Here is a 13,262-nt window from a genome sequence, read left to right as displayed (position 1 = left end):
CGATTATTTGATATTGACACTGACTGGCGGCGGCGGCGTCACTTCGACCGCTTGACCATTTTCCATATCTTCCGCGTTTACATTCTGGATATTGATTTCTGTTGTACCCGGGTTTGCTGCGATCACCTTGAAGCGAAGCTGCGCCGCCAGACCGGAAGGCTGATCCTTGCCTAATTTGATCACGCGTGTACCTGACTTATCCCCACCATCCAGCGCTTCCAGCGAACTCGCTTCATAATTCAACACCAAGTCGGAATTAACCGTCGCTTTTGCGCCAACCAGCCGCACACTGACAGAAAATTCCTTACCCAGACCCACATTGGTTGGTGATTGCAGAGTAAGCGAAGGCACTCCGGATGCGGAAGCTGCAACACTGGCAAATGGATTCGGCGGTGGTTCTTGACCTTCGGCTGGCGGAGAAAAAGCATCCTGAAGCGCAGCCGCAACACCGCGCCCCGACCCAGCCGGTGCGATGGATAGAGATTGCGCCGCCGTTTTCTTGATGGCAACGGGCAATTTACCCGCTTCACTGGCGGTGCCGAAATGGTATTCGCTTTCCAAGTTCATCGGTTTTGGAATATTACGCACAATACGCGGTGTAATTAACAATACAATTTCAGTTTTTGTGCGGCCTATTGTTTGACTGGATGTTAATCTATCAAGCCCGGGAATATTTAATAACCCCGCGAGCCCCGTAACTGCTTTTGTTTCCCTGTTATCAATAAGCCCCGCTAATACTTGTGTCTCTCCATCTTTCACCGTTAGGATTGTTTCAGCACTCCGGTTCCCAACGATTGGAGCTCTAGGTGCGCTTGATGTGCCACCTGCAGATGGACCAGTTTCAAATCCACTAATATTGCTGACTTCAAGCGTTACTTTCATTGTCACATCATCGTTCAAACCAATACGGGGCTCAACATCCAGCTTGATGCCAATTTCGATAAAAGTCGGTGTTGACGTAACAATGGAATTAATACCTGGCTGAACATTAGCTGTAAACACAGGTTGTTTTGTACCTATATGGATCTTAGCTTTCTCACGATTACTAACCCGGATTCTGGGATTCGCAAGTATCTCTGTATTTGAAAGGCTTTGCTTGAAATCAATAGTCGCTTGACTGTTCATGCCAAAGCTCTTCAGTCCATCAAATCCAAATTGATTGAGCAAAATCCCACCTGGCCCCACTGTGGCCGCTGTGGTCGCTGTGGCCGCTGTGGCACCAAAACCGCTAAATGTCATTTGGTTAGGAATTTTAGGCCCCAACAGAAAATCATTATTGCGTGCAATCTCGAGAATAGCCACATCCAACACAACTTCCGGTTCCGCTAAATCATTTAGCGACACCAACCGTTCTGTAAGGCGAACAGCTTCTAAAGTATCGCGCATGATAAATAAATTAAGCTGCTCATTGACATAGATATCTTTCGCCTTGACGATTCCCCGGATCATTGCAACCATCTGCTTCACATCGGTATGCGCAACTTGAAAACTACGCACAACCAGCTCCTGATAATCTTTCAGTTTTGCCGGCGTATTCGGATAAATCAAGAGTGAATTACTGTTTAGAACCTTATAAGCTAACTGATTAGTCGTCAGTATTAATTTGAGAATATCTTCGACGGTATTATTCCGAACAAAAATAGAGAGTTTCGTTTCTTGCCGGATATCCTTATCGAAAACGAAATTGATACCGGCAGTACGAGACATTAGCTCAAACACTGTTTTCAGGTCAGTGTCTTTAAATTCCATAGACAACGCTTTCTTGAAAGCGGACTCAAGCATCAGATCGGACACTTCTGGCCGCGTCATTCGGGAATTAATTTCCGAGATCAATTGACGGGCATGCGATTGTTGCGGGTTCTCCTGTAATATCGACCGGATAATTATTTCCGCTTTGCCAACTTCATTGCGTGCCAATAATTCTTTTGCTTCATTAACAGAAGCAATATGACGACGCTCTAAGCGAACGGATTCCAAACCTTCCTTCGCTCGCTCATGAAATGGGAACATATTCAAGACACGCTGATAACCCATCTCAGCTTGGTTTATATCACCCGAAAAACGCAGACTATCTGCATCAGATAGAAATTTACTAATCACTTCTTCACGCGCACGTATCAGCACTGTACGAACCTCTTTATTCTCAGGTTCTTCGCGTAACGCTTGCTCCAATTTTGCAAGTCCGTTCTCAAATTGACCGGCGGCAATTAGCTTTTGCCCTTCATCAAATGCAATATTTCTGGTTCCGAATGTTCTGTTATTGATTGCGCACCCTGCAGTAGCGGCAAGCAAAATAATGAGGATATAGATTCTCCAGCTTTTCATCGGAACGTTCCTGCGATTTTATTGTTAATAGTGAGCGTCTGTTTTATATTGAGCGGTAGATAAGTGACGGCAATTGTACTGTCATTGATGGAATCCAACCGGTATTTGTCATTAATTTTTCCACCGATCTTGGTAACGAAATTTTCTCCCGATTGCGACAGAAAAACCCAAGTTTCGTCGTCCGTAACAGCCTTGCCGCTATATTTGAACTGTAGCGGCGGTGCTGTGGGTGCGGGAGGAGGCGTGGCCTTTTTTATTTGCTCAGCCAGCGCGGCTTGCTGCTCGAAGCTGACTGGCGGTTGTTTAGGTGCCCATGTCGTGGATACAAACAATTCTCCCGCCAATGGATTGAATTTCCGCTGTCCAAGTTTACCGACATCCAACAGCTCCGCGCTGCTTTCTTGATTTTTTGCCCGGTCTCTGCCCGTGCTTGCTGTCTTTACCGGTTGCACGGTTTCTACGATATCCGTCGATGTTTCTTCCTCCTCAACCAGCACCACAGCGATTAATGTGGCCAGCAATGCGCCGCCTATCATCAATTTCCGCTTTCTCTCAGCTTGATCCATTGCGCTTATTTGTTCAAGTAAAGGTTAATTTCAAGGCGGACTTCAAGCTTGTCGGAAGTTATATTTTCACGTTTAAGCGCAATCGCGGAAATAGCCATGGCAGGAACTTTGACCAACGCTTCCGCCATAAACGCACGAATTTGCGGATAGCGGCCTTTTACCGGCAATATCATCTCGTAGCGAGCCAAACGCGCGTCACTCTCATTCATCAGACGATATTCACTACTGCTCAGATCAACGCCATGCTTTTTAGCCAATTGCACCAATTCACGAATCCAGAAAGGCGATGAGTCGATAGGCGGGAAGTAATCATAAAATACTTGCAACGCCTGATCACTACTCAATTTCTTCCCGCCCTCCATTTCTCCCGGCGACTGCTTCGCAAATTCTTGCAGTTGCAGTGTTTCAGCGCGTTCCTTCAGCTTTTGCAGATCGGAATCTTGCGGCAAAACCGCCGAAAAGAAATAAATACCGGCAACCACAATCAGGCCCAAACCGATCTTTCCAATCGTGCCGAGGCGGCCTGCCTGCCAGCGCAGTTGCAGCATCAATCGGTCTAGTTGTGCTTGGATTGTTCCGGTCTTCAAGAAACTTGCATCCATGCAGCAGTCAGGAGAAAAATAATGGGCCGGTGCGGATTATCTTGTTTAACTTTGTAGTTTAACAAATGCACATTTTCAAAAATCAGCTCACGCTCAAGTGCTTCGACAAAATCGAGCAGTTCAGACATACTCTTCGCTTCACCGCTGAGACGCAGTGTCCGGCTGGCGACATTCGGCTGCAAGGATAATAAGGCGATTTCTTCCGTTGCCGCATGTTCGATGGCGTCGAATAAAGTCTCCCAAGGCAAATTGATCTGATCCAGTATTGCATTGGCTTGCGTGATTTCCTTACGGATTTCCTGGCTGAATTCTTTTATCCGCGAGGTTGATCGTGTGCGCGGCGCAGCTTTCTGCTGCTGTTGTTTTTCCAGCCGCTCGACCCGGTTGGTCCAGTGATTCACTTCTTCAGTCACTTGGCGGAATTGCAGCAGCACACCGGCAAGCACGAGTAATCCGATCAGCAGAATGGAAAAATCGATATGCGGAACGGATTGACCACGATCCGGGAACCTAAGTCTCAAGCGTGGCATCGATTTACCCCGTCATCATCAACCGGCCCGGATGGGTAATGCGGCAATGCCGGTATTTTCTCAACCGGCATCGGCACAATGCACCATCCGCACTGTTCCGGCAGCTTCAAATCCGCATGTTCCGGCGCAAACACATGAACCCATTCAACCGCTTCCTTACTTCCGGTCAAGATGGCTTCTTGATCCAATGCCGCGAGCAATTCAGCCGCGGCATTGTGCAAAATGCGCTGATTACGGATACTGTGCCAGCTTCCGTTGATCAGTACAGCCAAGCAAATGCGTCCGGCTTCGATGACCGCAAAATAGGTTTTATTGCCATCGAGCAATTTTTGCCAGCGATCATAAACAGAGGCAAAATAAGGTTCGATCTCTTTAAGTGTGCAGCGGCACCGCGACGCCATCTCTTCCAGCTGCACCATCAAATCGCGCGGAATCGCGGCGCACACCGCACCGCTCAGCGGCGTCCATTCGCTCACACTCAGCGCCCACGCATCAACCCGTTCCGCATACACCTCGCGCATGCGGAACGTGGCATAGGCATTTACCTCTTCCGGCGTTGCGATTTCAGCTTGCGGCAATAGGGCGACGTAACGTACAAAATGATTGGATACCGTAACGCTCAATTCCGCTCCAGGCTCATCAATCAAGTGTTTTTCCAATTGCTGCAAAGCTGCCTGCCAAACCGGGGCATCCTGCGCAGGCTCGCACCACACGGTAACCTTGGCTGCCTGTACCGGTTTGAAACCGCGCGTTGAACGCACCAGATCAATTCGTCCGGGCGCCAGGAAGACCTGCACCTGATTACGCCACAATGGTGACACGATTGGCCTCCTCTAAACTGGTTAATCCTTGCTTGACCATATCCAAAGCGGCCTCCCGCAGGAATCGAGTGCCATTGTTCCTGGCCGCTTCTTTGATGCGACGTATCGGCTCCTGCGCTACGATCAGCTCACGAATCTCATCGTTCAGAATCAAAATCTCGGCAATTGCATTTCTTCCCCGGTAACCGCTGCCACGGCATTGACCGCAACCGCGTCCGCTGCGAAACTTGAATTGATCCGCTTCGTCGATGGGAATTCCGGATTCTTCGATCAACTTATCATCCGGACGCTCATCAACAGAGCAGTGCGGACATAACAAACGCACTAAGCGCTGCGCGGCAATTCCATTCAGCGCAGACACGAAACTGTAAGGATCCACACCCATATGCGAAAACCGGCCGATGACATCAAATACGTTATTGGCGTGTACTGTGGTAAAAACCAAGTGACCGGTCAGCGCCGCCTGGATGGCAATCTGCGCCGTTTCCGAGTCGCGAATTTCTCCCACCATGATTTTATCGGGATCATGCCGCAGGATTGAACGCAATCCGCGCGCAAACGTCAGTCCTTTTTTCTCATTCACCGGGATTTGCAGCACCCCGGGAAGCTGATACTCGATCGGATCTTCGATGGTAATAATTTTATCGCTGCCTTTATTCACTTCGGAAATTGCGGCGTAGAGCGATGTCGTTTTACCACTTCCGGTTGGTCCGGTAACCAGCAGCATGCCATACGGCTCCGAACTCAGACGGCGGATACTGGCAATCGCCGCCTGATTAAAACCCAATTGGTTTAACGTCAATCCTTCAATATGATCGGACAACGCTTGCCGGTCGAGAATACGCAAGACGGCATCCTCGCCGAAAATGCTCGGCATGATGGAAACGCGAAAATCGATTTCCCGTCCCTGGATGGAAACTTTAAAACGGCCATCCTGCGGCACGCGGCGTTCGGCAATATCCAGTTCGGACATCACTTTAATCCGGGAAATGACTTGCTCGGCCAAATCCGCGCCCTGGATCACGCCGATCGAGCTCAGTACGCCATCAATGCGGTATTTTATCGACAGTGCACCTGCCGTCATTTCCAAATGAATATCGCTGGCCTGCGATTTATGTGCGTCATACAAGGTGGAATGCACCAAGCGCACCACCTGGCTGGTACCTTCGTTAATGCTTTTTAACGATAAATCCTCAACACCGCTTTGTGTTTTATCCAGCTCTGTGGAAGGCAGCACTTGATCCATGGCACGCATGGTTTTTTCCTGCTGAGCAAAAAAAGCACTTAAATCAGCAGGATGCACCAAATACCACTCAGCGGCGACAGCAAAGCGTTCTTCCGCCCATGCCCGTAATTTAGTTGAAAATGGATTACTGACTGCCAGCAGATAGTCTTGTTCGCGGCGAAATAAAACACATTCATGCATCATGGCTTCGGCAAACGAGAGCACATCAAAAGTGGGACTGAGTGCGTGAATCGTTTTCATGTCCAATACCGGCATATGTAGAAGCTGGCCGAGCTGCTGCATGAGCTCATCGGGCGTATAACCGCCTTTTTCTTCCAGAACCTGAATGACGGACACATTCTGCTCGAGCGCTTTTTGCTGCGCATCGGCCAGATAATTTATCTCCATCAACGGCTTGTTTACGGATTGCACCTGCGCCTCAATCAATTGATACTTCCCGCCAATTCAAATATGGGCATATACATGAGAATAATAATCCCGCCAATTACAATGCCGATAACCGCCATCAACAATGGCTCTATCAATTTGGTTGTCCATTCGACCCAACGCGCAATTTCCTCATCGTGAAAATTACCGATCCGTTCCATCATATCGCCCATTAAACCCGTTCTCTCGCCCACGCGGAGCATGCGATTGCCCACTGCCGTTGTCAGTCCTTCCAATTCCATTGCACTGGAAATCGTTCTGCCTTCGCGGATATGCTTGGCCGCGGCTGCCACTTTGGGGCGGAAATGCGCTTGCAATAATCCGCTGACCATTTCCAGCGCTTGCGTGATGGGAATGCCACCACGCAGCAGCATACCCAATGTCTTGTAGAAGCGCGCCAGCTGATACACTCGCATGCGCTCGCCGATCGCCGGAATGCGCCACAGCAACTGCATGACACTGGCACGAAAGGTTGGACGGCTTACTGTGTAGCCTGCCGCAATCAGCAGCGCCAATGCTGCAACGGCCAATTCCCAGCCGCGTTCATGAACGAATTGGCCCCATTTAATCAGCAATAACGATAACCAGGGTAAATCGCTGCCCATATCATCATAAATAGCGCTGAATTTAGGCACCACAAAAACCATCAGAAAAATCGACACCAGAAAACCGATCACCAATAACAGCACGGGATAAATTGACGCGCCAACCAGTTTTTTGCGCACAAACTCCATCTGTGTCTGGTAAGTGATAAAACGGGTCAGCGCTTCCGCAAGATCACCGGTACGTTCGCTGGCGCGGACCGTGGCGATATAGAGCGGCGGAAATGCTTGCGGAAATTCTTGCAACGCTTGTGAGAATGTCACTCCCTCATACAATCGATCCAGGATATTCTGGATAATTTTGCGATTACTACTATCCTGTTCTTTCTCGAGCAGCGTTTCGATGCTTTCAACCAGACTTAAGCCGGCAATCTGCAATGACAGTAATTCCTGGCTGAAATGAACCAGCGGAAAATGGCTCTTCGCTTTCAGCGAAAAACCCGAGAAGCTGCGCCGTATGCTTAAAACCATACCGCCTTGTTCAACAACCTGACGGCGAGCTTCCTCTTCGCTGTTCGCTTCCAGCTCAAGATGCACGGTACCTTGTCCGGACATCACGGCCTTCACTTCATAACGCATGCGCGGAATTTACCAGTTGGTAATATCAGCCGCCTCGCCCTCACCGCCAGGCTGCCCGTCCTTGCCGTACGAGAGTAAATCAAACTCGGCGCGTTCACCCGGATATTTGTATACATAAGGGCGGCCCCAGGGATCGGCTGGCGGCAGCTTGGATAAGTAAGGCCCTTGCCAGCGCGCCTCATTATTGGGGCGCGTAACCAGCGCGGTCAAGCCTTGTTCCGTGCCCGGATAGCTACCCACATCCAGACGGTATTGATGCAACGATTTTTCCAGTGCATCGATTTGCGCTTGCGCCATTTTTATTTCCGATTTGCCGACCTGCGAAAAGTACTTAGGCCCGACATAGGCAGCCAGCAAACCGATGATAACCATGACCACGAGTAATTCAAGCAGTGTAAAACCGCGTACTGCTTTTGCCTTTTGTTGCCCAACCAATTGCACCATATTTATCCTCTAACAAAAAATACTGATCCCTAGTGGATTAGCCTATCAATTCAATTTCGAATCTTGTATGGTAAGTTGCCCGTATGACAGGGTCAAGACGGAATATCACACACATACTGCGGAATTCCGGCAATTCAGCAGCATTAGCGCCGGAGAATCGCCCACCACCGGCCGATATTGAGTAATGCCATGAGCGAAGCGGATACATAAGTCCACGCAGCGGCACGCAAAATTCTGCGCGCATGCGGTTCGTCGCCTTGAATGAGATACTTGCCTTGCTCCAGCATCGGTAGCGCCCGCGCGAAGCTGGCATGTAATTCCATCGGTAGCGTCACCATATGCACGATCACTGCACTACCCAACGTCAACAAGCCACCCGCGAGAAACAGAGCACCCGCTGCCGGTGCACGCAGGCCCACTGCAACAATCGGTGCGATCATCAAAATCACCGCGCCCAATTTTTCCGCCGGAGCGGCTATTTGCACCAAGCGTGTCCGCCATTTTAACGGCAAGTAGCCATCACGGTCCTGGATGGCGTGCCCGACTTCATGCGCCGCAACCGTAATCGCCGTGAGCGATTTGCCGTTAAATTTATCCGCGGTCAGCCGCACTACTTTTTCGATCGGATCATAGTGATCGCCCTGTTCCGTCACTTCGACCTTTACCGTCTGCAAATTGGCCCAATCGAGCAAAATACGCGCCAGCTCAGCACCGGTGCCCGGATAACGATCTTCAGGATGACTGTATTTTGCCAGGGTATGCTTAACCCAGTAAGACGGGCCCACTATGAGCACAGCGATAACGATGACAAGTATTAAATAAAGCATAGACTTGAGATATCAGTACGAATAATTGGTTCCACACAAGACTTGCCCGCCATTTCACACAAGTCCGGAAATATCTCTTGTTAATCAAGTATCAGGAGAATACTACTGAATTATACCGCTTGCTTCAAAGATAAACTCAGAAATAAAGTATCACATTAAGTTGCTGAGACTACCGGTAAATCAATTATTTCGATTTGCCGATCAGAACAATCAAATGACGTCATTTATTTGATCAATCGGATAAAACCTACCGCCCCTCCTCCTTTATTCAGCGTCAATCAATGGTTTTACGCCGGAACGAATAATCGATTCAGTCAATGTTGGAATACAAAGCTCGATAAACCGGTACGCATAGCTACGCAGATAATGATTACGTCGAACCGAAACAAAAGTGGTATTCATTTCAAACAGATATTCACTTTCAAGCTTGACTAATGTCTCATCTCTTCTGGGTGAAAATGCTACAGAAGCAATAATGCCTATACCCAATCCCAATTTCACGTAAGTTTTAATCACATCGGCATCCAAAGCGGACATGGCGATATCAGGTATCAATCCCGCTTTGGCAAATACCTGGTCGATGCGGGACCGCCCGGTCAAACCTTGGTGGTAAGTAATAATCGGAAACTCTGCAATGGCTTCCAGCGTAAGCGGCCGTAGCGATTGCAACGGGTGCCCCGCAGGGACAATGACGGCGTGCTGCCACGTATAGTACGGAAAGGATACGAGATCAACAGCATTTTCCAATGCTTCCGTCGCAATGCCGATATCGGCCTCGCCGTTGATGAGCATTGATAATATCTCCCCAGGTCTGGATTCATGAAGTATCAGCTGAACTTTGGGAAATATTTTCTTGAACTCCGTCACCACGGGCGGTAATGCATATTGCGCTTGCGTATGCGTCGTCGCGATAATTAATTGCCCTTGATCATAATTACTGAACTGCTCGGCCAGACGCTTGATATTCTTGGTGTCGAATAAAATACGCTCGACAATTTTCACCAATTCCTTGCCAGGTTCCGTCAGGCCAATCAGCCGCTTACCTTTACGAATAAAGAGTTCAATATTCAACTCGTCTTCGAGATCCTTGATATGCTTGCTCACACCGGATTGTGATGTAAATAAAGCATTGGCTACCTCGGTCAGATTATAATTCTGCCGGACTGTTTCATTAATAATTCGAAGTTGTTGGAAATTCATTTCCTATCTCTCAGCTATTTAATCATCAACATGCATGCGATTTTTGCGGCCAGCGGTTTCGTGTATTCCAGCCCATCACGATCAAATAATCGGACAAGCCGGAAAACCAGGAGAAACCTGCCGTTTGCCGCTATAACAAAAACTACCCGGGGGATTGGTTCACTTCGAGGCCAGACACTTACCTCGGCTCAAAAGCTGAATTAGGCACTCTCCGGCGATACCGCCTGCTATGGCCTTCAATGATTTATCCCGGGCATTGTACGACGCTATCCGGCCAGACAAAACACCAGATTCCATAACCGTTTTTTTAAACCAAGTTATCACAGAATATCCTCATACGATGGAGCCGTATTTATTCTGACAAAGGCACGGAATACAAATACAAAAGCATGCTTCAGCATGCACTTGTTTATTTCTGCACAACATATGAGATTTTCGGGTGCGATGGTCCCAAACCCATGACAAGACTCATATAACAGCAGGCGCCTGTGTGACCAGAACGCCTGCCGGGGAACTGCAGAAACAGCTGTATTACGGTGCAGGTGGTTCCACCAGTTGCAATGGCGCAGTGGAATTACCGAAACGTGTTCCATGGGCGCGGAATGCATCCAGCGTTGCATTACCGGTTTCAGGAAACTCGGCCGGATCGAGCACAGTGCCCGCTACGGTCGTGATTACCGCAGGGTCTTTTGCTTTATTGATGAATGCGTTCGCCAGCGCAAGTTGGTCGCCGGTCACGCTTTTGCGTAAGTTGACCGAAGCCTGGAAGAAATAATCGTACTGGCCTGTAATCGCCTGTTGCTTGTCGAAAGCAGTACCTGCCGGATTTGTTGCTCTTGCACCGTTAATGGCCACGAATCGCCATTTGCTTGTCACGGATGGCGCGTTTTCCAGCCCCAGAATACCGATTCCATAAGCGCCTTTATTGAATACATTGTCAAGCGCACCGGGCACGTTGCCTGAACTGGGTTCGGTACGCACGGCATATGCGGCAAAATTAACAATATCGCCAATACCGGCTTCGGCTCCTTGGTTCGCCGGAGAAACGGCGCCGTTAAACGCCGCTCCTCCCGGATTATTCAGGAAATACTGATTAGCGGCTGCCTTAGCACCAGAACCGGCATTGCGGTCAATCAGTATGACCGGTTTGTCCAGCGCTTCCAGACCCTGTACTTGAGTCCAATTCGTGATGGTACCTGAGAGAATACCGGCAATTTCGGCTTTACTCAGTCCATTATCCAGGCTGGCTGGGCGGTGACCGGCCAGCGTTGCTGCCACGAGGGCGTCGGCGAGATTGTTGGTTGCAGCAATCCCGTTCACCACGTTATAAAGCGGCGTTTGAACTAATTGAGCTAATTGGCCAGCAGTAAGCGCGCTGGCACCAGCAGGCAGATTCGAACCGGTAAATATTGCCAGCTCCAGATTTGCCAAGCCAACGGCCGGTCTTTGACCCGGTACAAAACTTGATAAATTGGTAATCTTGAAAGTTGGATTAGCGAGGCCGGTAGACGTTATATTGTTTTGAATCTGATAGTAATTGGTCAACGGTGGATTTGGTGTAACCAGCGGAGCGATTCCGTTGGCGAACACGCCACCGAGGGACCGATAAGCAACGATCCAGTTCTGACCGGCCAGACTGCCCACCGATACTGTGCCGGCTACTGCGCGGAACGATCTGCCCTTGGCGGGAGGAGCAGCCGTATCATCCGTGATGTATGATACCGAACCTGCGGTGAACAGCTTGGAGGCTATGGTTTCAAATACACCGTTTTGCTCTGCGCCACCACCAACATAGAGAACGTGTGTAGGCGGTATTGCGTTGATTTCATCCACACTGAGCGCGTAGGCCTGACTGGATAACACCATGCTGAGAGACGCGATAATATGTCCGAATTTCAGTTTCATTTTAATATTCCTTAAAAATGAGTTATGCATCGGGTGATTCTGCATTTTTCAGGCAAAATCACCCTCACACCGGCATCTACAGACGCCGATTTCTTTAATAAAACAGAGTAATGCGCTGCGAAGAAACTAAGACATGGATCCTGCGCGGCGGCGGATTGTCACGCCCATCAAACCAAGGCCAACTAATAGCATGGCCCAAGTATCCGCTTCCGGCACAGGAGAAATAGGTGAGATTGAGAGCAAGCCGTCGTTGGTCAGTGTTACGGTTCCCAGTAAATCTGTTGTTATTCTGGTCAGGCTGACTACCCCACCGCTCGGCGATTTCGTTATGTTAGCTTCATAGAAATTGAGGGTTTCACCCAGTGCCCCGGTGGTGTCAAATTTCGCTTTACCGCTCCAGTTACTACCGATGGAAATTTCATATGACGCAAAGTCGGTTGGGCCTTCTTTTAAATGCACCGTGGAAGGTTGGCCGCCAAAGCCGAAAACTGTCCCATCCCCGCCATTGCTTGCATTAATAAACGCATTGTAATTAACACTCCATTGGTTCAACTGGGCATTGGTTGTACCACTGCCGTTGGTGCCAATATCCACTCCGTTGGCTGCGGTGGTCAGATAACTTCTGAGATCGCCATCCACAACACTGGTATCACCGGCAGTTACAGCCCATCTGATATCAGAAAAGTGCGCCGCACCTACGCCAGCCAGAAAAGTATTCCAGTTGGTATCCAGCGCGAGATTAAAATTGAGGGGAGTAAACAATGGAATGGATGCAGAGTAGTCATCTCTACGGTTACCTGTATCCAGGGTAAAAGAATAACCGCTTACAGACTCGTAGGCGCTAAACAACAATGAACTGCTTCCACCGGCGCTTTGATCGCCATTGAAAGCCGCGAATGCAGGACCTGATACAGCCAGAGCTAACACTGCTCCTAGATACTTAGTTTTACGATCTCTCATTTAGACTCTCCTTGATTTCGATTAACAGAAAAAAACAGACTGCAGTGACCTTCGAGATAGCTCATCAATGTGAACCAGATATTCGCATTAGAAAAATGAGTAGACTCCATCCCTAAACCCTTGCAGCCACCTCATACAGTTTCCTGTGCTTGCAGTGTATTAACTATTAAAAGATTCCACAAAGAAGAAAAAATTGTTAAGTTATGAAGTTTATTCATATAAAAGACCG

Annotated in this window: 12 protein-coding genes; all 12 read right to left on the bottom strand. The window is 48.9% G+C overall.

Features of this window, described 5'->3' with window-relative positions; all coding sequences use genetic code 11:
- Nucleotides 1-3: 3 nt before the first annotated feature.
- The gene (locus DU481_RS02825; RefSeq protein ID WP_350132301.1) at nucleotides 4-2,325 is read right to left on the bottom strand and encodes a secretin GspD/PilQ domain-containing protein; all 2,322 of its coding nucleotides are present in this window, start codon (nucleotides 2,323-2,325) and stop codon (nucleotides 4-6) included.
- Nucleotides 2,322-2,891, bottom strand: coding sequence for a hypothetical protein (locus DU481_RS02820; RefSeq protein WP_350132298.1), 570 nt, complete (start codon nucleotides 2,889-2,891; stop codon nucleotides 2,322-2,324). The genes DU481_RS02825 and DU481_RS02820 overlap by 4 nt, the downstream gene beginning before the upstream one ends.
- 5 nt (nucleotides 2,892-2,896) lie before the next feature.
- Nucleotides 2,897-3,478, bottom strand: coding sequence for a hypothetical protein (locus DU481_RS02815; protein ID WP_350132295.1), 582 nt, complete (start codon nucleotides 3,476-3,478; stop codon nucleotides 2,897-2,899).
- On the bottom strand, nucleotides 3,475-4,023 hold the full coding sequence (locus DU481_RS02810; RefSeq protein ID WP_350132292.1) for a PilN domain-containing protein: 549 nt from the start codon (nucleotides 4,021-4,023) through the stop codon (nucleotides 3,475-3,477). Before DU481_RS02810 ends, DU481_RS02815 begins: the two co-directional genes overlap by 4 nt.
- Nucleotides 4,011-4,844 (bottom strand): hypothetical protein, encoded by an 834-nt coding sequence (locus DU481_RS02805; protein ID WP_350132290.1) that lies wholly within the window; start codon nucleotides 4,842-4,844, stop codon nucleotides 4,011-4,013. The genes DU481_RS02810 and DU481_RS02805 overlap by 13 nt, the downstream gene beginning before the upstream one ends.
- Nucleotides 4,825-6,477: a GspE/PulE family protein gene (locus DU481_RS02800; RefSeq protein ID WP_350132495.1), complete on the bottom strand. Its 1,653-nt coding sequence runs from the start codon at nucleotides 6,475-6,477 to the stop codon at nucleotides 4,825-4,827. The genes DU481_RS02805 and DU481_RS02800 overlap by 20 nt, the downstream gene beginning before the upstream one ends.
- Before the next feature lie 35 nt (nucleotides 6,478-6,512).
- Entirely contained in the window at nucleotides 6,513-7,697 is a 1,185-nt protein-coding gene (locus DU481_RS02795) for a type II secretion system F family protein (protein ID WP_350132287.1), read from the bottom strand.
- A 9-nt stretch (nucleotides 7,698-7,706) separates the two neighbouring features.
- A complete protein-coding gene (gene gspG, locus DU481_RS02790; protein ID WP_107803600.1) occupies nucleotides 7,707-8,141 on the bottom strand; it encodes a type II secretion system major pseudopilin GspG in 435 nt (144 codons plus the stop codon).
- Between the two features lie 143 nt (nucleotides 8,142-8,284).
- Entirely contained in the window at nucleotides 8,285-8,968 is a 684-nt protein-coding gene (locus tag DU481_RS02785; RefSeq protein WP_121166872.1) for a zinc metallopeptidase, read from the bottom strand.
- A 264-nt stretch (nucleotides 8,969-9,232) separates the two neighbouring features.
- Nucleotides 9,233-10,168, bottom strand: a complete 936-nt coding sequence (locus DU481_RS02780) for a CysB family HTH-type transcriptional regulator (RefSeq protein ID WP_350132284.1) — start codon at nucleotides 10,166-10,168, stop codon at nucleotides 9,233-9,235.
- 531 nt (nucleotides 10,169-10,699) lie between these two features.
- The gene (locus DU481_RS02775; RefSeq protein WP_350132282.1) at nucleotides 10,700-12,073 is read right to left on the bottom strand and encodes a substrate-binding domain-containing protein; all 1,374 of its coding nucleotides are present in this window, start codon (nucleotides 12,071-12,073) and stop codon (nucleotides 10,700-10,702) included.
- A 126-nt stretch (nucleotides 12,074-12,199) separates the two neighbouring features.
- Nucleotides 12,200-13,033 (bottom strand): PEP-CTERM sorting domain-containing protein, encoded by an 834-nt coding sequence (locus tag DU481_RS02770; RefSeq protein ID WP_350132279.1) that lies wholly within the window; start codon nucleotides 13,031-13,033, stop codon nucleotides 12,200-12,202.
- Nucleotides 13,034-13,262 lie beyond the last annotated feature (229 nt).

The organism is Nitrosomonas sp. (assembly GCF_040240425.1).
In the GTDB taxonomy this organism is placed as follows: Bacteria; Pseudomonadota; Gammaproteobacteria; order Burkholderiales; family Nitrosomonadaceae; genus Nitrosomonas.
The sequence above is the reverse complement of the archived record's forward strand: the minus strand, read 5'-3'. Positions and strand labels throughout refer to the sequence as shown.

Excerpts from the sequence above, each read along its gene's own strand:
- DU481_RS02825 (WP_350132301.1), bottom strand. The coding sequence starts at position 2,325 with ATGAAAAGCTGGAGAATCTATATCCTCATTATTTTGCTTGCCGCTACT.
- DU481_RS02820 (WP_350132298.1), bottom strand. The coding sequence starts at position 2,891 with ATGGATCAAGCTGAGAGAAAGCGGAAATTGATGATAGGCGGCGCATTG.
- DU481_RS02810 (WP_350132292.1), bottom strand. The coding sequence starts at position 4,023 with ATGCCACGCTTGAGACTTAGGTTCCCGGATCGTGGTCAATCCGTTCCG.
- DU481_RS02800 (WP_350132495.1), bottom strand. The coding sequence starts at position 6,477 with ATGGAGATAAATTATCTGGCCGATGCGCAGCAAAAAGCGCTCGAGCAG.
- DU481_RS02795 (WP_350132287.1), bottom strand. The coding sequence starts at position 7,697 with ATGCGTTATGAAGTGAAGGCCGTGATGTCCGGACAAGGTACCGTGCAT.
- gspG (WP_107803600.1), bottom strand. The coding sequence starts at position 8,141 with ATGGTGCAATTGGTTGGGCAACAAAAGGCAAAAGCAGTACGCGGTTTT.
- DU481_RS02785 (WP_121166872.1), bottom strand. The coding sequence starts at position 8,968 with ATGCTTTATTTAATACTTGTCATCGTTATCGCTGTGCTCATAGTGGGC.
- DU481_RS02780 (WP_350132284.1), bottom strand. The coding sequence starts at position 10,168 with ATGAATTTCCAACAACTTCGAATTATTAATGAAACAGTCCGGCAGAAT.
- DU481_RS02775 (WP_350132282.1), bottom strand. The coding sequence starts at position 12,073 with ATGAAACTGAAATTCGGACATATTATCGCGTCTCTCAGCATGGTGTTA.
- DU481_RS02770 (WP_350132279.1), bottom strand. The coding sequence starts at position 13,033 with ATGAGAGATCGTAAAACTAAGTATCTAGGAGCAGTGTTAGCTCTGGCT.